20 protein-coding genes are annotated in these 18,365 nt (G+C 37.8%); 17 read left to right on the top strand and 3 right to left on the bottom strand.

Annotation, left to right across the window (positions count from 1 at the left end; all coding sequences use genetic code 11):
• Positions 1 to 16: 16 nt before the first annotated feature.
• The 11 genes from CSE16_RS13455 to accC all read left to right on the top strand — a co-directional run bounded on the left by CSE16_RS13455 (position 17) and on the right by accC (position 7,990).
• Positions 17 to 1,075, top strand: coding sequence for a M24 family metallopeptidase (locus CSE16_RS13455; RefSeq protein WP_099424377.1), 1,059 nt, complete (start codon positions 17 to 19; stop codon positions 1,073 to 1,075).
• 17 nt (positions 1,076 to 1,092) lie between these two features.
• Positions 1,093 to 1,650, top strand: a complete 558-nt coding sequence (gene efp, locus CSE16_RS13450; RefSeq protein WP_099424376.1) for an elongation factor P — start codon at positions 1,093 to 1,095, stop codon at positions 1,648 to 1,650.
• Positions 1,651 to 1,943: 293 nt separating this feature from the next.
• On the top strand, positions 1,944 to 2,954 hold the full coding sequence (locus tag CSE16_RS13445) for an NAD(P)H-dependent flavin oxidoreductase (RefSeq protein ID WP_099424375.1): 1,011 nt from the start codon (positions 1,944 to 1,946) through the stop codon (positions 2,952 to 2,954).
• 361 nt (positions 2,955 to 3,315) lie between these two features.
• Entirely contained in the window at positions 3,316 to 3,525 is a 210-nt protein-coding gene (locus tag CSE16_RS13440; RefSeq protein ID WP_099424374.1) for a stage III sporulation protein AC, read from the top strand.
• Positions 3,526 to 3,903: a pyruvate formate-lyase gene (locus CSE16_RS13435; protein ID WP_099424373.1), complete on the top strand. Its 378-nt coding sequence runs from the start codon at positions 3,526 to 3,528 to the stop codon at positions 3,901 to 3,903.
• Positions 3,903 to 4,814, top strand: coding sequence for a stage III sporulation protein AE (locus CSE16_RS13430; protein WP_099424372.1), 912 nt, complete (start codon positions 3,903 to 3,905; stop codon positions 4,812 to 4,814). Before CSE16_RS13435 ends, CSE16_RS13430 begins: the two co-directional genes overlap by 1 nt.
• Positions 4,811 to 4,945 carry a hypothetical protein gene (locus tag CSE16_RS22060; protein WP_256376287.1) on the top strand — a complete coding sequence of 45 codons (135 nt, stop codon included), beginning with the start codon at positions 4,811 to 4,813 and terminating at the stop codon, positions 4,943 to 4,945. Before CSE16_RS13430 ends, CSE16_RS22060 begins: the two co-directional genes overlap by 4 nt.
• 63 nt (positions 4,946 to 5,008) lie before the next feature.
• Positions 5,009 to 5,389 (top strand): hypothetical protein, encoded by a 381-nt coding sequence (locus CSE16_RS13425; RefSeq protein WP_099424371.1) that lies wholly within the window; start codon positions 5,009 to 5,011, stop codon positions 5,387 to 5,389.
• Positions 5,386 to 5,922 (top strand): SpoIIIAH-like family protein, encoded by a 537-nt coding sequence (locus CSE16_RS13420; protein ID WP_099424370.1) that lies wholly within the window; start codon positions 5,386 to 5,388, stop codon positions 5,920 to 5,922. The genes CSE16_RS13425 and CSE16_RS13420 overlap by 4 nt, the downstream gene beginning before the upstream one ends.
• Positions 5,923 to 6,118: 196 nt before the next feature.
• On the top strand, positions 6,119 to 6,610 hold the full coding sequence (accB, locus tag CSE16_RS13415) for an acetyl-CoA carboxylase biotin carboxyl carrier protein (RefSeq protein ID WP_099424369.1): 492 nt from the start codon (positions 6,119 to 6,121) through the stop codon (positions 6,608 to 6,610).
• Positions 6,611 to 6,625: 15 nt separating this feature from the next.
• The gene (gene accC, locus CSE16_RS13410; protein ID WP_099424368.1) at positions 6,626 to 7,990 is read left to right on the top strand and encodes an acetyl-CoA carboxylase biotin carboxylase subunit; all 1,365 of its coding nucleotides are present in this window, start codon (positions 6,626 to 6,628) and stop codon (positions 7,988 to 7,990) included.
• Positions 7,991 to 8,193: 203 nt separating this feature from the next.
• Here accC and CSE16_RS13405 read toward each other — a convergent pair whose 3' ends face one another.
• The 3 genes from CSE16_RS13405 to CSE16_RS13390 all read right to left on the bottom strand — a co-directional run bounded on the left by CSE16_RS13405 (position 8,194) and on the right by CSE16_RS13390 (position 10,312).
• Entirely contained in the window at positions 8,194 to 8,550 is a 357-nt protein-coding gene (locus tag CSE16_RS13405) for a gamma-type small acid-soluble spore protein (protein WP_099424367.1), read from the bottom strand.
• 434 nt (positions 8,551 to 8,984) lie between these two features.
• Positions 8,985 to 9,428 (bottom strand): carboxymuconolactone decarboxylase family protein, encoded by a 444-nt coding sequence (locus CSE16_RS13400; RefSeq protein ID WP_099424366.1) that lies wholly within the window; start codon positions 9,426 to 9,428, stop codon positions 8,985 to 8,987.
• A gap of 353 nt (positions 9,429 to 9,781) precedes the next feature.
• Positions 9,782 to 10,312 (bottom strand): GNAT family N-acetyltransferase, encoded by a 531-nt coding sequence (locus CSE16_RS13390; protein WP_099424364.1) that lies wholly within the window; start codon positions 10,310 to 10,312, stop codon positions 9,782 to 9,784.
• 751 nt (positions 10,313 to 11,063) lie between these two features.
• Here CSE16_RS13390 and CSE16_RS13385 point away from each other — a divergent pair.
• The 6 genes from CSE16_RS13385 (at position 11,064) to folD (ending at position 18,316) form a co-directional block, all read left to right on the top strand.
• Positions 11,064 to 12,140 carry a mechanosensitive ion channel family protein gene (locus CSE16_RS13385; RefSeq protein ID WP_099424363.1) on the top strand — a complete coding sequence of 359 codons (1,077 nt, stop codon included), beginning with the start codon at positions 11,064 to 11,066 and terminating at the stop codon, positions 12,138 to 12,140.
• A gap of 345 nt (positions 12,141 to 12,485) precedes the next feature.
• The gene (locus CSE16_RS13380) at positions 12,486 to 12,890 is read left to right on the top strand and encodes an Asp23/Gls24 family envelope stress response protein (RefSeq protein ID WP_099424362.1); all 405 of its coding nucleotides are present in this window, start codon (positions 12,486 to 12,488) and stop codon (positions 12,888 to 12,890) included.
• 131 nt (positions 12,891 to 13,021) lie between these two features.
• Positions 13,022 to 14,665 (top strand): glycerol-3-phosphate dehydrogenase/oxidase, encoded by a 1,644-nt coding sequence (locus CSE16_RS13375; RefSeq protein WP_099424361.1) that lies wholly within the window; start codon positions 13,022 to 13,024, stop codon positions 14,663 to 14,665.
• 24 nt (positions 14,666 to 14,689) lie between these two features.
• On the top strand, positions 14,690 to 16,180 hold the full coding sequence (glpK, locus tag CSE16_RS13370; RefSeq protein ID WP_099424360.1) for a glycerol kinase GlpK: 1,491 nt from the start codon (positions 14,690 to 14,692) through the stop codon (positions 16,178 to 16,180).
• A gap of 536 nt (positions 16,181 to 16,716) precedes the next feature.
• Complete coding sequence (gene nusB, locus CSE16_RS13365) at positions 16,717 to 17,103, top strand: transcription antitermination factor NusB (RefSeq protein ID WP_099424359.1); 387 nt, start codon at positions 16,717 to 16,719, stop codon at positions 17,101 to 17,103.
• Positions 17,104 to 17,452: 349 nt separating this feature from the next.
• On the top strand, positions 17,453 to 18,316 hold the full coding sequence (gene folD, locus CSE16_RS13360) for a bifunctional methylenetetrahydrofolate dehydrogenase/methenyltetrahydrofolate cyclohydrolase FolD (protein ID WP_099424358.1): 864 nt from the start codon (positions 17,453 to 17,455) through the stop codon (positions 18,314 to 18,316).
• The last annotated feature ends 49 nt before the right edge of the window (positions 18,317 to 18,365 follow it).

The raw sequence follows: 18,365 nt of genomic DNA, 5'->3' as shown, positions 1-18,365 counted from the left end.
AGTAGGGGGAACGAATATGAAACTAGCAAAATTACGTCAAGCATTAATAGACAATGGTGTAGAAGCATTATTAATTACAAATGATTATAACCGTCGTTACATGACAGGCTTTACAGGTACGGCTGGTGTTGCGATTGTTTCGCAAAATGACGCGGTATTTATTACAGATTTCCGTTATACAGAGCAAGCAGCAGCACAAATTACAGATTTCCGTATTGTTCAGCATAAAGGAACGATTTTTGAAGAAGTAGGCAATCAAGTTGCATTAATGGGTATCAAAACGCTAGGATTTGAGAAAGATGCACTACTTTATGGGATGTATGAAGTATACAGAATGGCTGTAAAAGTAGATTTTGTACCACTTTCAGGGTTAATTGAAAAAATTCGCTTGATTAAGACAACTGAAGAGATTAATATTATTAAGGTTGCGTGTGAAATTGCAGACAATGCATTTACACATATATTAGACTTTATTAAACCTGGTCAAACAGAGCTTGACGTTTCGAATGAATTAGAATTTTTCATGCGTAAACAAGGTGCTACAAGTTCATCTTTTGATATTATCGTTGCAAGTGGTTTACGTTCAGCGTTACCACATGGCGTAGCAACAGATAAAATTATTGAGCAAGGTGATTTTGTAACGCTTGATTTTGGTGCATACTATAACGGATACATTTCAGATATTACGCGCACAATTGCAGTAGGGCAACCTTCAGATAAATTAGTGGAGATGTACAATGTTGTATTAGCCTCTCAGTTATTAGCACTTGAAAAAGTAGGTCCAGGCATGACAGGTATTGAGGCAGACGCGATTGCTCGTGACTATTTAACAGCACAAGGTTTCGGCGAAGCATTTGGGCACTCAACTGGTCACGGAATTGGCTTAGAAGTGCATGAAGGACCTGGATTATCATTCCGCTCAGAAACGGTTTTAGAGCCGAATATGGCGGTAACAATTGAGCCTGGTGTCTATTTACCTGGAATTGGTGGCGTTCGAATTGAGGACGATATTTTAATCACTAAAACGGGTAATGAAGTACTAACGCATTCGACAAAACAATTAATCATTTTATAATTTGGAGGAAAAAACTCATGATCTCAGTAAACGATTTCCGTACGGGTTTAACGATTATCGTTGACGGTAACTTATTCCGCGTACTAGAATTCCAACACGTAAAACCAGGTAAAGGTGCTGCTTTCGTACGCTCAAAATTACGTAACCTACGTAACGGTAACGTACAAGAAAAAACGTTCCGCGCGGGTGAAAAAGTAGAAAAAGCAATGATCGAAAACCGTAAAATGCAATATTTATATGCACAAGGTGACGAGCATGTATTCATGGACATGGAGTCTTATGATCAAACAACTTTAGCTGAAGCACAAATTAAAGATGAGTTATTATACTTATTAGAAAACATGGAAATTCATATCCAATCTTTCCAAGGTGAAATGTTAGGTCTTGAATTACCAAACACAGTTGTTCTTGAAGTAGCAGAAACTGAGCCAGGTATTAAAGGCGATACAGCTTCAGGCGGTTCAAAACCTGCAAAAATGCAAACAGGTTTAATGGTAAACGTACCATTCTTCGTAAACCAAGGCGACAAATTAATCATAAACACAACAGAAGGTTCATACGTTTCACGTGCTTAATAGAAAGAAGGCAGACAATTACTACGATTGTCTGTCTTTTTTTGTATCAATTATGCCTCGACGTTCTTAGCCTGAGATTCCCTGTTCAGCAGGCGTTTGAACCTTCATTGAATTGAGGGCATACTTGGCATTCATTCCCCACGGAAGTAAATGAAGGACTCCTGCTGAAGCAAGTTAAATTAGAAACAAAATTTAATCTAACATTATGAAGATGCACTAAGGGAAGAAAACATTCCTACATTATATCCAAATATGTAAAAAATAAAGTATAATTACATAAAGGAGTGAGTTTGATGATGCAAAATTTCGCCTTAAGAAAACCAATGATTCAAGCACCGATGGCAGGTGTCACATCACCAAAATTTGTAGCGGCATGTTGTGAAGCGGGTATATTAGGATCGATCGGAGCAGGCTATTTAAATGGTGCTGAAACAAAGGAATTCATACAGCAAGTAAAAGCGCTCACGGATAAAAGATTTTGTGTAAACTTATTTGTCCAAGATGAGCCGAAAATTGACATTTCGGTATTACAAGATGCGCGTGTCGCATTGCAACCTTTTTATGAGGAACTCGGTGTATCCAATACACAGCGCGTTGTTTCCACAGAAGTTTTTAATGGACAAGTACAAGCGATCATCGATGAAGATGTTAAAATTTGCTCGTTTACATTCGGTCTTCCAAATGATGAAATAATTACTCGTCTGAAAGCACATGGCATTTATTTAATCGGAACTGCAACTACTGTGGAAGAAGCGATTGCAGTTGAAACTGCGGGCTTAGATGCGGTAGTTGTACAAGGATGTGAAGCGGGTGGACATCGCGGCTCATTTACAGATCCGATTGAATTGATTCCGACAAAACAATTGCTACGAGATGTGCTTAAAAATGTGTCGATTAATTGCATCGCAGCAGGTGGCATTATGACGGCTGAGCATGTGAAAGAAATGCAGGAAATGGGCGCAACAGCGGTCCAAATTGGAACAGCTTTATTAACGGCACATGAGTGTGAGGTAAGCAATGTGCATAAAAGTGCGGTGTTAGAGTCGGAGCAAAAGGCAACCACTTTGACAAAAGCTTTTACAGGCAAATATGCGCGGGGCTTAAAAAATGAATTTACAGAAAAGCTAAAGGATGCGGTTGTCGCACCTTATCCCGTCCAGCACTATTTAACGCTCGCGATTCGCAAAGAAAGTGCTAAGCAAAATAGACCAGAATATTTATCTCTTTGGATGGGGGAAAATAGTTATTTAGCTAAAGAAGCTTCCGTTCAAGAGATTGTTGATGAGTTAACTTCAGTTAGTTGAATATTATCGAAAAAACGCAGAAATGGATATCTCATTTCTGCGTTTTTACTTGCGCATTTCAATCAATTACGCTTTGGATAACTCTTGTCCAGATTCTTTTCGAGTCCGCTTCCGCTCGGAAAACTCCCCTTAATAATCTGTAACATTCGCTGGGGTTTTGGACCAATACTATGTTGGTCACTCAGGCGTTGCTGCAGGACGCAGCGTTCTTAGCCAGAGTTTAATCAACACTGAATTCAGTGCAAATTTGGCATTCCTCGCCCCACTTTAGAAGTGAGGAATTTTTGCTGAAGCAAGTTAAATCAAAAGTGCTTAAATTCATTTAGGACGCATATAGTTTCGGTAAGGGGGGAGGGCTTTTTTGGAATTGCAAGATGTGCTTCGAGTAGCAGGAGTAGGTTTAGTAATAGCACTTCTTCATATATTCTTTGAACAGCTAGGGAAAAAGGAGTTTTCATTTTTTTTATTCTTTGTAGCGTATCTTTATATAACAGTAGAATTAATACGATTTTTACGGTTATTTTTTAACGAAATCGTCGTATTCTTTCAATGGTTATCTGTCATTAGTTAGATGAGTATATTATTTGCGAGTGTCGTCTTTATATTGCTCCTTCAATTGATTAAACAATCTATGGACAGGCTCCATTCGATTATTCTCATCGTCTTTTTTTTTATATTTGTTCAATTCGTTGTTCGAGGACAGTTAATTCCGTTTTGGCAAGTGCTTGAAGAAACGTTCAACAAAGCGCCATATGCAAAAGGGCTTTTATTTACCGCATTTTTATTGATTTTAAGTGAATTGTTTTGTGAACTATTAGATCAAATGGAATATGAAGCATTTTCTACAGTTGTGAAACTTTCCATTCGATTAACGTTAGTTGGGTATTGGTTCAATGAATTGCAACCAGCATTTAAATCTGTGATGGAATTGCTAGAAAGGTTACAATAATGGATTATTTCCTGTCAATGTTTTCACAGCCGATTCAGTCGATTCTTACATCAATCGCGTTCACAGCTCTCTACATTTTCCTTTATTTACTATTAATTGCTGTCATACCACAGCAAACGGCGATTATTGAACAATTATTTATACTCCTCTTTATCGCGATGTTCGCACAAAAAATTATGGATGCATTCCTCGTATTAAGTGAGCTGATTACGGTACTTCAAAGCTTTTTTATCCTAATGATTCCGATTATTTCGACCATGCTCATTGCTGTTTCAACGATTTTTACCTTTATTGCTTGGAATCCAGTCATCATAATGGTTATTCATTTTTTACTATTTATTTGCACAAAACTTTTAATTCCTTCCCTTTTGATTGCGTTATTTTTGGATGTTTGTACGAAAATTTATCCCGCTATTTCATTTTCAAAAGCGGCAGATCTCATTCGGTCCTCTGCTTTAAGTATTATTGTTGCTTCCGTATTAGCACTAACGTCAATATTATCTTTTTCAGGAGTGGCATTTTTTCAGTTAAATGATGCGGTGAAATCACCAATAAAAAAATTAGTGGAACAAAATATTCCGCTCATTGGGAATTTAATCGTAGAAGGGCTGTCTTTATTTCAAAAGACACAATCAACTATTTCTACCATTTTCGGGATTAGCTTTTTGGCGATTGTTTGGAGTGCAGCATTTTATCCTGCAATGACTCTATTATTGCATGCACTCATGTTTAAGTTTATTGGGGCGCTAGTGGAACCTTTTTCGAATACGCGGATAAGTAGTCTATTTGACGATGTAGGAAAAACCTTGATGGTGCTGTGTGCCGTCGCATTATTGCTTGGTTTTTCAATTATTTTTATTGTGATGTTATGTATCGTTTTAATGCAGCTTTCGATAGGAGGTAACACATGATCGATATACTTCTCATTGTTTTGCTCGGTAGTAGTCTATTGTTTTTTGTAGAAGAAAAGGAGTGGCAAGTGTATGTAAAACTAGCACTTTATATTTCAGTCTCTCATTTATTCTTGTCCCTATTTGCATAAAGTATCAAAACTACTCATACATTGAGATGAAAAAATGAAAAGGGGGGCGCATTACGCAAACATGTGGATAAAAAACAAGCGAATCGTCCTCTTTTACTAATTGGGAGCGTCGTCGTAATCATAGTAGTATTTATATTCACATTCAATTCAACAAATAAAGGACAAGAGCGATTGACGGATGAACAGCAGCTGGCACAAATTTTAAGTGGTATTCAGTCTGTAGGACAAGTTCAAGTGTATTTTCATTACGAGCAAGAAACAGAAAGCGGCAATTTCTTAACGCTCTCCAAAGAGCAAAAAATGACAGGGGTCATAATCGTTGCAGAAGGTGCGCATCAATCGACTGTGAAAAATTTATTGAAAACTACGGTCAGCACAGCATTGCAAATTCCGTCGCATCGCATTCAAATTGTCCCTATGCAAATGAAGGAGGAAGAAAAGTGAAGGTAAAAAAACGTACAGTGTGGTTTTTAACATTATTTAGTCTAGTGGCAGTAATCGGGGTATATTATGCCTTTGGTAGCAATAATACAGGAAATCTGCTCACGATTTTTACAGATGATACATTGAATGAAACGGATATTTTAGGTGTCAATCAAGAAATCACGAAAACAGTAAGCTCAGAAAGTGATCTTTTCCAAGAAATGCGTTTAGAATTAAGCAATAAAAGAAGTCAATTACGCGAACAGTTAGAGCAAAAAATGGCATCTGCTGAATATACGCCAGAAGAAAAAAATGCAGCATTCAATGAAATGGAGCAGCTCATTAATCGGGAATCGTCTGAAGCGATGTTAGAAATGCTTGTTAAATCTTTTGGCTATGACGACGCATTAGTTCGTATTGATGAACAAAAAGTAGCCGTAACGGTTATGTCAGATGAAACTTCTACAAAACAGGCGAATGAAATCGTTCACCTAATTAAAACGGAATTGGATAATAATGTAGTTGTAACAGTTGATATAAAACCATTTTATTGAAAATATGTTAATAATAATACATTGATGGATGACTGTGTTATATAGCAGAGAACTTGAAGTTTTTTGTTTTAACACAGTTATCCTCTATTTTATGATATTTTTTATTAAAATTTCAAGAATGTATTTCAAAATTATTGGAAAAATTATAAAATAGAAATTGTGTTATTATTAATTTTGTTTAAAGGGAGAGTTCAGAATGTTCAAAGTTCAAGAAATTAGAGAAATTATTAAATTAGTAGATGCATCATCTATTGATGAATTTGTTTATGAAGCAGATGGGGCAAAAGTAAAGCTAAAGAAAAACGGTGGGGTAACAGAAGTAGTAGCACCTAAAAAAGAAGTAGCAGCAGCACCGGCTCCAGTAGCGGTAGCAGCAGCACCAGCACCAGCTCCAAAAGTGGAAGCACCAGTAGAAGTAGCAGCAGCACCAGTAGCTGACACAACAGACTTACACAAAATCACTTCTCCAATGGTTGGTACATTCTATCAATCTCCAAATCCAGAATCACCTGCATATGTGCAAGTGGGCGATAAAGTAGGCGACGAGTCAATCGTATGTATCGTTGAAGCAATGAAATTATTCAACGAGATCGAAGCTGAAATTAAAGGTGAAATTGTTGAAGTTTTAGTTAAAGATGGCCAATTAGTAGAATATGGTCAACCTCTATTCTTAGTAAAAGCTGAATAAGGAGTGCGTATACCGATGAAAAAAGTATTAATTGCAAACCGTGGTGAAATTGCAGTACGTATTATTCGTGCCTGTAAGGAACTAGGAATTCAAACTGTTGCAGTATATTCTGAAGCAGATGCAGATGCATTACACGTAAAATTAGCGGACGAGGCTTATTGCATTGGACCTAAATTGTCTAAAGATTCATATTTAAGTTTCCCAGCCGTATTAGGCGTTGCACAAAAAACAGGCGTTGACGGAATTCACCCTGGCTATGGTTTCTTAGCTGAGAATGCTGCATTTGCAGAAGCATGTGAAAATGCAGGCATTAAATTTATCGGTCCATCTTCTGATGCGATTAAAATCATGGGAATTAAAGACGTGGCACGTGACACTATGGAAGCGGCTAACGTTCCTTTAGTGCCAGGTACAGGGATTGTTCCTAATATCGAAACAGGTAAAGAATGGGCTGCCAAAATCGGTTACCCAGTCATCATTAAAGCAACTGCTGGTGGTGGCGGTAAAGGGATTCGCGTAGCACGTACTGAAGAAGACCTTGTAAAAGGTATCGACATTACACAAAAAGAAGCGGCTGCGGCATTCGGTAACCCAGGCGTATACTTAGAGAAATTTATCGAGTACTTCCGTCACTGTGAAATCCAAGTGCTTGCAGATGGACACGGCAATGTTGTTCATCTTGGAGAGCGTGACTGTACGGTTCAACGTCGTATGCAAAAACTTGTAGAAGAAGCACCATCTCCAGCTTTATCTGAAGAGCGTCGTGCTCAAATGGGTGAAGCTGCGGTAAAAGCGGCACTAGCTTGTAACTATGAAGGTGCAGGTACAATCGAGTTCATCTATGATTATCAAGAAGATCGTTTCTACTTCATGGAAATGAACACGCGTATCCAAGTTGAGCATCCGGTAACTGAAATGATTACAGGTGTTGACTTAGTTCAACAACAATTAAAAATTGCTTCAGGCGCAGAACTTCCATTCAAGCAAGAGGATATTAAAATGAATGGTTGGGCAATCGAATGCCGTATCAATGCTGAAAATGCATATAAAAACTTTATGCCTTCTGCTGGTACAGTAGATACTTACGTAGTACCAGGTGGTTATGGTGTACGTGTTGATTCAGCTGTTTATGCGGGTTATACAATTCCGCCTTACTATGATTCAATGGTTGCGAAACTAATTGTTCATGCGGATACTCGTGAAGAAGCAATCGCTAAAATGAACCGTGCGTTATCAGAATTTGAAGTAGCTGGACCTGGAATTAACACAACAATTCCTTTCCACCAAGCTTTAATGAACAATGACGTATTCAAATCTGCGAAATTCAATACGAAATTCCTTGAAGAGAATGATATTCTAAACACATCTGTAAAAGCGTAATTCGTTATTACGGCAATGGATTTAGCAATAAACATTTAAAGAAATCTCAATAGAAGCCCTTCTAACTTTTACGAGTTAGAAGGCTTTTTTATATCCAAAAATAAAGGGATGTTTGAATTGTGGGAAGGAAAGGGAGAAGTGATTTAATAAAAAAAACCGGCAAAAAAAAGCTTGCCGGTTTAGGATGAATCAACTTAATTTATTTAGTTTTTGTTAGTATTATTTCCGAATCGACCAGAAGCTTGATTTTTTTTAGCTTCTGCTTGTTGGAGTTGTTGTTTTACTTGGTTAACGTCAGTCTCAATCCCGAATTCTTCGTTCATGGAGTTCATTGTATTCGGAGTTGTAAATTGACCAGAAGCCTGATTCTTTTTAGCTTCTGCTTGTTGGAGTTGTTGTCTTACTTGGTTAACGTCAGTCTCAATCCCGAATTCTTCGTTCATGGAGTTCATTGTATTCGGAGTTGCAAATCGACCAGAAGCTTGGTTTTTTTTAGCTTCTGCTTGTTGGATTTTTTGTCTGATTTGGTTAACGTATTGGTTGTTATTATTATTTGGCATGAATTTCACCTCCCAAATATAGTTTGTTCAGAAGATTTTTTATTATCCTTAGATTTTTTTTATTTGAAAAATTGATGAAGTATCCTCAAGTACTCAAACCAATCGAAACGCTTAAAATGGATTTGGGTAATATTGTGAATTAGAATTCTGATGATATGAGGAAAGACGGGTATACGTTGCATTTGAAATAAAATATGCAGGGGAGTGAAAGAAATGGAAGTTAATTTAGAAAACACATTTGTTATCAGAACAGATGATAAGGGATTCAAGCAAACTTTAATTGAGTTCCTTTCTAATTAATGTGACAACAAAAAAGTTAATGCTGCTTATTTTAATTTAAACAAGGTTGGAGCCGGAAAAGTAATGGCTATCGTGCAAGAAAAGTAACCATCGAAGAAAAAAACGAACACCGTTAGATGTTCGTTAAAGAGTTATTATTTTTCAATTGCTGTATTTCCCATTGCGATAGAAATTCTATTCCAACTGTTGATTTGATTGATGATTAGAACAAGGTCAACATACTGTTTCTCGTCATAGTAATCACATACTCGTTTATATAGGTCATCCGGAACTCTTTTAGTAGGAATTAAAGTTATATGCTCACATAGTTCTAGAGCAACTTTCTCTTCAATTGTATAAAAAGTACATTCATTCCAAGCATTTAAACAATAAATACGCTGTTCAGTTTCACCCATCTTACGAGCATCAGATGTATGCATGTCTATGCAGAAAGCACACCCATTAATTTGAGAGACTCTAATTTTTATAAGTTCCCTAGTTGCTCGATTAATTGTAGACTTCTTAGTATATTTCTCCATATCCATCATAATTTTCATACCGTCAGGTGCAACATCGTAGTAAGCAACTCTTTGACTCATAAGGCAAGACTCCTTTTGTTTTTAAGATAAAACAATTATAACTATATACGAACATTTGTGCCAGTTTTTAGTAGCATAACATTTGAATTAAATGGAATTCAAGAAAGGAAAGTTGCAGTAGGAAATGGGGAAAACATTAGTGAAAGAGAAGAGTTTTTAGATTGCAATATTAAGTTATCAGAGCAGATACTTGATGTGAAATTTACGGGCCAAACTTTAGAGGATAAAAAAAGAGTAACATGAGATGTATTGAAATATGTTGTAACTTCACTTGTGACAAAATCTGAAACTATATGGTCATAAAAAAATAAAAGCCTATATCTCAATAAAGATATAGGCCGGGGAATTCTAAATCAATCCGTTTTTAAAAGCGAATACATTTTGATGTCAATAAAGTTTCCTTTAGATTTTTCGTACTGTCTAAGAGTTCCTTCAAATGTGAAATTAAGCTTTTCTAAAACCTTGATAGAATTCACATTCGCAGGTTCTACCTTTGCTTCGATTCTATTTAGTTTCAAAGTTTCGAAAGCATAATTAAGTAATGCACTGATACCTTCTGGAGCATACCCCATGCCCCAATAGGCTTTAGCGAGATCATAACCAATTTCTGTCTTAGCATTTTCAAAGTCTATAGAATTGAATCCACACGTACCTATTAATTCGTTGGAATTTCGTTCGATCATGCTGAACCGAATTGCTTCATTAGCCTGAGCCAAATCATCAAAGAGTTCAATTATTTCTTTTGCTTGAGCTTCATGTGTAAAGCTAGAGATGTTCATGAATTTAGTTACATCTGGATCAGACCAAATTTTAAACAAGCTATATGAGTCTGAAACTTCCATTCTTCTTAAATGCAATCTTTGGGTGTTTAGTTCTATTATCAATACTTTTACCTCCAATATTTTTAATCAGTTAGATAAAAAATATTGCCATCTACGCATAGTTCAGTCCCTTCAAGTTTTCATGGTCTAATGGTACCAAGATTAACAAAATAAAGGAACATTAGCAAATACCTTAGGCACCTTATCATTAGATGAAATACCTAAAGTGATTTGTTTGGCATTTCTATAACTTTAGACAAAATTACTGAACACTTAGTGAAAAATGTGAAGTAACTGCCGTTTAAGTAGAAAATCAAAAATGTATCAAGGCAAATTATTATTTGATTAACATTTGCTAATATTGGTTCATTTTTTAAGTCATGTTGATGTAATGACAAGTAAATATAAAAAAGAGGGCATTACATACAAACAAATTAATTCATTAGGTAACGAGTTTAGAAAGCAAAAATAGCTTCAATCATCTGAAACCGCCGCCTCCCACGGCAAAGCCTAAGTGACCAACATCGTGTTGTCCTTACCCAACTTAGCCTCTACACACTTTATAAGTATCCATATAAGATTCCTTATTAGTAACTCTACACGGAAAATACTCAATGAAAATGAAAAGCTATATTTTTTGTTAGGCAAAATAAGCTCTCTCATGTTATGATGCAAGCGCAAATAGCAAAGTGAGTAGAGATATCTCCCTAACGCTTCTCAAATCGAGGAAGGAGAAAGGGTGTATCTAACACGCTATTTATAACTACATATGAATTACTGCCCGTTACTGCGGGATGAAGAAGGTGGAATTTTTTTGTGGGATTCAATTAAATGGTTTATACCAGCAGTTAAGGCACCAACTTGGACGGATATTTTAGCTGCAATCTTGATCGTTATTGTTGGTTTGTTAATGCTTTTTCTTGTTGTTCGCCCAATTGTGATGAAAATGGCGACATTTCTGGAAAAAAAGCAGCATCCTGTATTAAGCGATATAACTAAATATACATTTCCAGCATTCCGGAATGCATTTATCTTTACGCTTCTATTAATGTCGTTATCAATGCTTTTGGAAGTTTGGTTATTTGATGTACTCAAACTACAAAAGTTCATAGAATCGGTTTATATTTACTTTATTTTCAAGGCATTGTACGACATTTTAAGCTTTTACTTAAAAAATCCTACGCGCTTTGAAACGGGAGAAAATCAAGATATTTTAACACCCTTTTTCCTACGCATCAGCAAAGTGATTGTAATGGTCATTGCGATGTTTTCCATTGCATCGGTATGGAGTTTTAATTTGGAAGGTTTTTTAACAGCAATCGGATTGACGGGAGTTGCTCTCGCGTTTGGAATTCGTGAGACGCTGGCACATATTTTTGGTGGGATGAGTGTCGCGCTGGATAAGCCATTTCAAATAGGTGATTGGATTATGACAGGCGATGGAAAAATTGATGGCACGGTAGAGGATATTAATTTACGGAGTACGATTATTCAAACAGGTGACAAAGGCCTTGTCTATATCCCGAATTCCTATTTAGTCAATCGTCCAATATATAATTTGACCAAGCGTGAGCAACGTAAAATCGAACATTATTTATTTGTTTCGAGCGAAAACAATGAAGAAAACGTCGTGAAATTTATCAACTCATTGCATGAACAAATAGCCTTACATCCAAAAACGCTAAAAAATATTATCCATGTGGCAATGGATGAACTACGCCCGAGCTCTTGCCGCATAATTGTTCGCTATTTTGTGAGTACAAATGATACGGCTGAAATGCTTCAAGTAAAGCAGGACATTTTATTTGCGGCGATGCAATATTTGACACAATATGAAATTCAATTAATCGAAACGCAGCAAGAACAATTTGTATGGAATGACACGATTTGACATATAACGTATAGGGCTCACCATTAAACTTTAAAAGGAGAACTTAGGCTAAAATCGCCACGTCGTGTGACAACACCGGAGTGACCAACATCGTGTTGGGCTTGGTCGTGCACAAAGCTGTATGACTCATGTGCTTAGCCAGCCTAACAAGCCCAAACTATATTAGAATCCTAATAGAAAGCGCCCATCTGCGGAAAAACGTTTCACTTTATTTAGCAATTCAATTATTTTTGAAAAACGTGTTTACAATCACACATCACCTTGCTAAATGTAGTATAATAAGCTTAGAAATCCTATATGAAAGCCTTAATTGGCAAGTTTACATAAAGAGAGGATGTTTCACATATGGCTGAAAAACAACCAGTATCATTCGTACAACCAACACCGATTGGAAAAGATGAAATCGGAAAAATTGAACTTGCACCAGAAGTAATTGAAGTTATCGCAGGTATTGCCGTGACAGAAGTTGAAGGGATTGCTTCTACACGTGGTAACTTTGCATCGGGTGTTGTTGAACGTTTTGGGAAAAAAGTACATTCAAAAGGAATTAAATCTGCCATGTCAGAAGACGGGCATATTGTGATTGACGTATTTTGTACAGTGAAGTACGGCTTTGCTATCCCAAAAGTAGCAAAAGAAGTACAAACATCTATCCGCCAAGCTATTTTAAATATGACAGCAATCGAAACAAGTGAAGTGAATATTCATGTAACAGGCATTCAATTTGAGACGTCTAAAGAAGCTGAATAATTCCCACCGTTTAAAGTAGTCAAAATAATACCATCATGTAAACCTAGCAGAGAATTTTTCATTGCTAGGTTTTTTTTATTTAAAAAACTGGGGAAAGCTGAACACACATGTAGAATGGAGGATTGTTCACTATGAAGGAATTTTCGTTCAAGCAACGACCACAAACGATGGCGACATTACAAAAGGAAACCCTTGATGTTTTTATAATTGGCGGTGGCATAACTGGGGCAGGAATTGCATTAGATGCTGTCACGCGAGGCATGAGTGTTGGTTTAGTGGATATGCAGGATTTTGCATCGGGAACGTCAAGTCGCTCCACGAAATTAGTTCACGGTGGATTGCGTTATTTAAAGCAAATGAGAATAAAAGAAGTCGCAGAACTCGGTCGTGAACGTGCCATTGTTTATGCAAATGGTCCGCATGTGACGACGCCAATTTGGATGTTATTACCGTTTTATAAGGGCGGCTCATTTGGCCCGCTTGCCACGGCTTTTGGACTCAAAGTGTATGATGTTTTAGCTGGTGTCAAAAAGAGTGAGCGCCGATTTATGCTTTCGAAGGACATGGCACTTCAGCAAGAACCGTTGTTAAAAAAAGAGGATTTAGTAGGCGCGGGCATGTATGTCGAATATCGGACAGATGATGCACGCCTGACAATCGAAGTGCTAAAAGCAGCAGTAGAACATGGGGCATATGCCGTCAATTATATGAAAGTGATTAAAATGGATACACAAAATTTAGCGTTTACAAAGGTGACAGTGGAAGATCAATTTACAAAAGAACAGTACGTCATTAAAGCGAAAAAAGTTATTAATGCATCGGGGCCTTGGGTGGATGAAGTACGAAAATTAGAAGCAGGACTTACTGAAAAGCATTTAATATTATCGAAGGGTGTTCACGTTGTGTTTGATCAACAGGATTTCCCGTTGCAGCAAGCGATTTATTTTGATACGCAAAATGATGGGCGCATGATTTTTGCCATTCCACGTGACGGAAAAACATATGTAGGTACGACGGATACATTTTATAACGGCGCACCTGAAGAAGTAAAAATTACAGCAAATGATAAAAAATATTTATTACAAGCTATCCATTTTATGTTTCCGCATTTACAATTAACAGAACGACAAATTGAATCTTGCTGGGCGGGTGTCCGTCCATTAATTCACGAAAAAGGGGAAAACCCATCGGAAATTTCAAGGAAAGATGAAGTTTGGCAGTCCGAGCAAGGGCTCATTACGATTGCGGGCGGAAAATTAACCGGGTACCGAAAGATGGCCGAAAAAATAGTGGATCTAGTGAGCAAGCAACTTTCAATTGAATATCATCAAACGTATTCAAGCTGCATCACTAAAAAGTTGCCCATTTCTGGTGGGGATTTAAGCGGTTCGGCATTTTTTGAACAGTATGTTGAACGACAAATTACAAGTGGTGTTCAAATCGGTTTAAAACTTGAGCAAAGTGAAAAAATTGTACGTAGATACGGGACGAATAGCGCGCAAGTTTTTCGTTTCGCCGAGCAAAATGATACGCCGTTGGATGCGGTTACGTATGGTGAATTACATTATGCGATGCACTATGAAGCCATTGCAAAGCCTGTTGATTTCTTTATCCGTCGTACAGGTGCATTGCTTTTTACTATTCATCAAGTGAATGACATGAAAGAAGCGGTACTAGATGAAATGGCGAAATCGTTTCACTGGACGACTTTACAAAAATCCGATTACCGAAAAGAATTACAGGAAGCCATTGATGAAGTCGTAAGCAATAATTAAGTTTCTTTTGGGGGAAGATATGCGATGAAAAAATATATGATGTCTTTAGATCAAGGGACAACAAGCTCTCGCGCAATCTTATTTAATAAAGAGGGGCATGTGGAATATGTTGCGCAACAAGAATTTAAGCAAATTTTCCCGAGGTCTGGTTGGGTAGAACATAATCCGATGGAAATATGGAGTTCCGTATTAACGGTCATTGCGAAAGTGTTGTCGGAAAATAATATTCAAGCGCATCAAATTGCTGGGGTGGGCATTACAAACCAGCGTGAAACAACGGTTGTCTGGGATAAATATACAGGGGAGCCTATTTATAATGCAATCGTTTGGCAATCTCGTCAAACGGCTTCGATTTGTGAAGAATTAAAAGAAGCGGGGCATGAGCAGCTTTTCCGGGAAAAAACGGGCCTCTTATTGGATGCATATTTTTCTGGAACAAAGGTAAAGTGGATTCTTGATCATGTGGAGGGCGCACGTGACAAGGCTGAAAAGGGCGAATTATTATTTGGCACAATTGATACATGGATTATATGGAAACTGACAGATGGCGCTGTTCACGTAACGGATTATTCGAATGCTTCACGAACGCTCATGTACAATATTTTTGACTTGAAGTGGGATGGTGAGTTACTCGATATTTTAGGTGTGCCAGCTTCTATGCTCCCAGAAGTTCGCCCCTCGTCAGAAGTGTACGGCGAAATCGCAGCGCACCATTTCTTTGGTCACCCCGTACAGATTGCAGGAATTGCAGGGGATCAGCAGGCTGCATTGTTTGGGCAAGCATGCTTTGAAAAAGGGATGGTTAAAAACACTTATGGCACAGGCTGCTTTATGCTGATGAATACAGGTGAAGAAGCGGTACGCTCTGAACATGGGCTGCTGACGACGATTGCTTGGGGCATTGATGGGAAGGTGCAATATGCGCTGGAAGGTAGTATATTTGTAGCGGGTTCAGCGATTCAGTGGTTGCGAGATGGCTTGCGGCTCATTCGGAATTCAACAGAAAGTGAAAACTATGCAAAGAAAGTAAAGGATGCAGATGGTGTGTATGTTGTCCCTGCTTTTGTCGGCCTTGGGACACCTTATTGGGACTCGGATGTCCGTGGTTCTGTATTTGGATTGACGCGCGGTACGTCAAAGGAACATTTCATTCGCGCAACGTTGGAATCCTTGGCCTATCAAACTCGCGATGTTTTAACAGCGATGAGTTCCGATTCTCAAATAGACATTAAAACATTGCGTGTCGATGGTGGGGCTGTGAAAAATAATTTATTAATGCAATTCCAAGCAGATATTTTAAACATGCCGGTGGAACGAGCCGCAGTTAATGAAACAACAGCGCTTGGTGCGGCTTATTTGGCAGGACTAGCAGTCGGCTTTTGGGACAGTACGGCGGTGCTCCAAAATCATTGGCAGCTTGACCACCAGTTTGAAGTGGAAATGCACGACCAACAACGCGAGGATTTATATAATGGATGGCAAAAGGCAGTAAAGGCCGCCCAAGCTTTTAAATAGCTTTGGTAACATGGCAAGCCATTGGAATTGGTAACGATCCAAAATGCAAATTCAAAAGAAAATGTCGCCTCTCACTGTAGAGGGATACTAAATGTAGAAAGCAAATAAATTAGAATGCCGTTACCTATCTGAATGAAAATTAAAGAAAGAATCTGCCGCTTCCCACGATAGTGGCGCCCCAAGTTATAGAAGCAACAGAATCGGTAACTTTCATTAAGACTGGCCTTGCACAAAGCACACACATAAGTCGTACTGATTTGTGCAACAAAGCTGTGGGGCTCATGTGCATAGCCAGCCTAAAGTAGCACACATATTATTAGAATCTATATTAGAAAGTCACATCTACAGAATGGCTCCTAATTTCACTTTATAAAGTCAAGCGCATATTTTGCTAAAGACCCACAAAAATTACGCAAAAATTTTCATATATTGCCCGAAATTCATCATAATTTTTAAAATATAATTGAAACGGTGATATGATAATAAAAATGTGCTATCATAGGACTTAATGCTACTTATGAAGGAGAGCTTTAATCATGAAACGAACAGAAGCGCGCCAAAAAGCGTTACAAGTATTGTTTCAGTTGGACAGCACAGAACTTACATTTGAAGAGGCAATTGGACATGTACTTGAAGAAGAACAAAAATCAAATGCCTTTTTAGAACAATTGGTACGTGGTACAACTGAGCATAAGACAGAAATTGATGCTGCGCTAGAAAAAAACTTAGAGAACTGGACGCTAAGCCGTCTACCGAAAATTGAAAGAACCGTTTTACGTTTAGCGGTATACGAATTAATGTATGCGACTGAAACACCAAATAAAGTTGTGATGAACGAGGCTATTGAGCTAAGTAAAACATTTGGTGATGAAAAATCAAGCAAGTTTGTCAACGGTGTACTTTCGAAATTTACAGCCAAGTAAAGTGAAGCTTCAAGTCAGTAGGGAATTTCCTAGTTTGTCAATGAGGATGAATCCATTTTGATAGAGAAGCCGAAGATGATTTTTTTTAAGAAATGCTAGTTTAATTTCGTTCAACATCTGTCTCCTATTTTAGGTGATGAGATGCATGTGATGTTCGCATTTTTTCGGGGGGACGAAAATAAGCCCCAGCGGATGTCACAGATTTTGAATGGAGTTTATTTTGCTGAGTCCTGCCCGACGCAGTACTCAGCAAAATTCAAAATCTGGACGCAATTTCGCCGAGGTAAAATTGGTTTAAAGTAGACTAGAACTTACATAAACTTTAGGAATCACTGGAAGGAGTCACAACATGTCAAGTGCAATAATTAATGGGAAAGAAATCGGTCAAGAAATTCGCGAGGAAGTAGCAATTCGCGTAGAAGCGCTTAAAAAACAAGGTTTAACACCTGGTTTAGCGGTTATTTTAGTAGGGGAAAATCCTGCTTCAAAAACGTATGTTACGAACAAGCAAAAATCGTGTGAACAAATCGGAATGTATTCGGAATTAATCAAACTTCCGGAAGATACGACTGAAGAGAATTTACTAGATCAAATCCGTACATTAAATGAGCGCCAAGATATTCATGGTATTCTTGTACAGCTTCCATTACCGAAACATATAGATGAAGATGAAGTGATTGCAACAATTTCACCTGAAAAAGATGTGGATGGGTTTTCACCAGTAAGTGTGGGTAAAATGATGTTAGGTCAAGATACGTATTTACCATGTACCCCTTATGGAGTGATGAAATTACTTGAGTACTCGGGCATTGAAGTGGCTGGGAAACATGCGGTTATCGTTGGCCGTAGCCATATTGTAGGCAAACCAATGGGGCAACTTTTATTACAGAATGATGCAACGGTGACATACACACACTCAAAAACTCCAGACTTACCTTCATTCACGAAGCAAGCGGATATTATTATTGCCGCTGTAGGACGTGCTAACTTTATTACGAAGGAGCATGTAAAAGAAGGAGCAGTCGTAATTGATGTAGGTATTAACCGTGACGAAAATAATAAATTATGCGGCGACGTAAACTTTGCAGATGTAGATGGCATTGCCTCTCATATTACACCAGTACCAGGTGGAGTAGGTCCAATGACGATTACAATGCTTTTAGCTAATACCGTTCAATCCGCAGAAAAAGTTATTGCGCGACAAACAATGTAAAAAAAGATAAAATGTAGAAATACAGAAGCTGTTTTTCTGAGGAGAAACA

The organism is Solibacillus sp. R5-41 (genome assembly GCF_002736105.1).
Classification (GTDB): Bacteria; Bacillota; Bacilli; order Bacillales_A; family Planococcaceae; genus Solibacillus.
Note: the sequence above shows the minus strand (reverse complement) of the source record. Positions and strands in the feature narration are given on the sequence as shown.

What these genes read in the sequence shown, in the direction of transcription:
- CSE16_RS13445 (WP_099424375.1), top strand. Translation starts at nt 1,944, where the DNA reads ATGATGCAAAATTTCGCCTTAAGAAAACCAATGATTCAAGCACCGATG.
- CSE16_RS13400 (WP_099424366.1), bottom strand. Translation starts at nt 9,428, where the DNA reads ATGAGTCAAAGAGTTGCTTACTACGATGTTGCACCTGACGGTATGAAA.
- efp (WP_099424376.1), top strand. Translation starts at nt 1,093, where the DNA reads ATGATCTCAGTAAACGATTTCCGTACGGGTTTAACGATTATCGTTGAC.
- CSE16_RS13375 (WP_099424361.1), top strand. Translation starts at nt 13,022, where the DNA reads ATGAAGGAATTTTCGTTCAAGCAACGACCACAAACGATGGCGACATTA.
- CSE16_RS13380 (WP_099424362.1), top strand. Translation starts at nt 12,486, where the DNA reads ATGGCTGAAAAACAACCAGTATCATTCGTACAACCAACACCGATTGGA.
- glpK (WP_099424360.1), top strand. Translation starts at nt 14,690, where the DNA reads ATGAAAAAATATATGATGTCTTTAGATCAAGGGACAACAAGCTCTCGC.
- CSE16_RS13455 (WP_099424377.1), top strand. Translation starts at nt 17, where the DNA reads ATGAAACTAGCAAAATTACGTCAAGCATTAATAGACAATGGTGTAGAA.
- CSE16_RS22060 (WP_256376287.1), top strand. Translation starts at nt 4,811, where the DNA reads ATGATCGATATACTTCTCATTGTTTTGCTCGGTAGTAGTCTATTGTTT.
- accB (WP_099424369.1), top strand. Translation starts at nt 6,119, where the DNA reads ATGTTCAAAGTTCAAGAAATTAGAGAAATTATTAAATTAGTAGATGCA.
- CSE16_RS13405 (WP_099424367.1), bottom strand. Translation starts at nt 8,550, where the DNA reads ATGCCAAATAATAATAACAACCAATACGTTAACCAAATCAGACAAAAA.
- nusB (WP_099424359.1), top strand. Translation starts at nt 16,717, where the DNA reads ATGAAACGAACAGAAGCGCGCCAAAAAGCGTTACAAGTATTGTTTCAG.
- folD (WP_099424358.1), top strand. Translation starts at nt 17,453, where the DNA reads ATGTCAAGTGCAATAATTAATGGGAAAGAAATCGGTCAAGAAATTCGC.
- CSE16_RS13430 (WP_099424372.1), top strand. Translation starts at nt 3,903, where the DNA reads ATGGATTATTTCCTGTCAATGTTTTCACAGCCGATTCAGTCGATTCTT.
- CSE16_RS13435 (WP_099424373.1), top strand. Translation starts at nt 3,526, where the DNA reads ATGAGTATATTATTTGCGAGTGTCGTCTTTATATTGCTCCTTCAATTG.
- accC (WP_099424368.1), top strand. Translation starts at nt 6,626, where the DNA reads ATGAAAAAAGTATTAATTGCAAACCGTGGTGAAATTGCAGTACGTATT.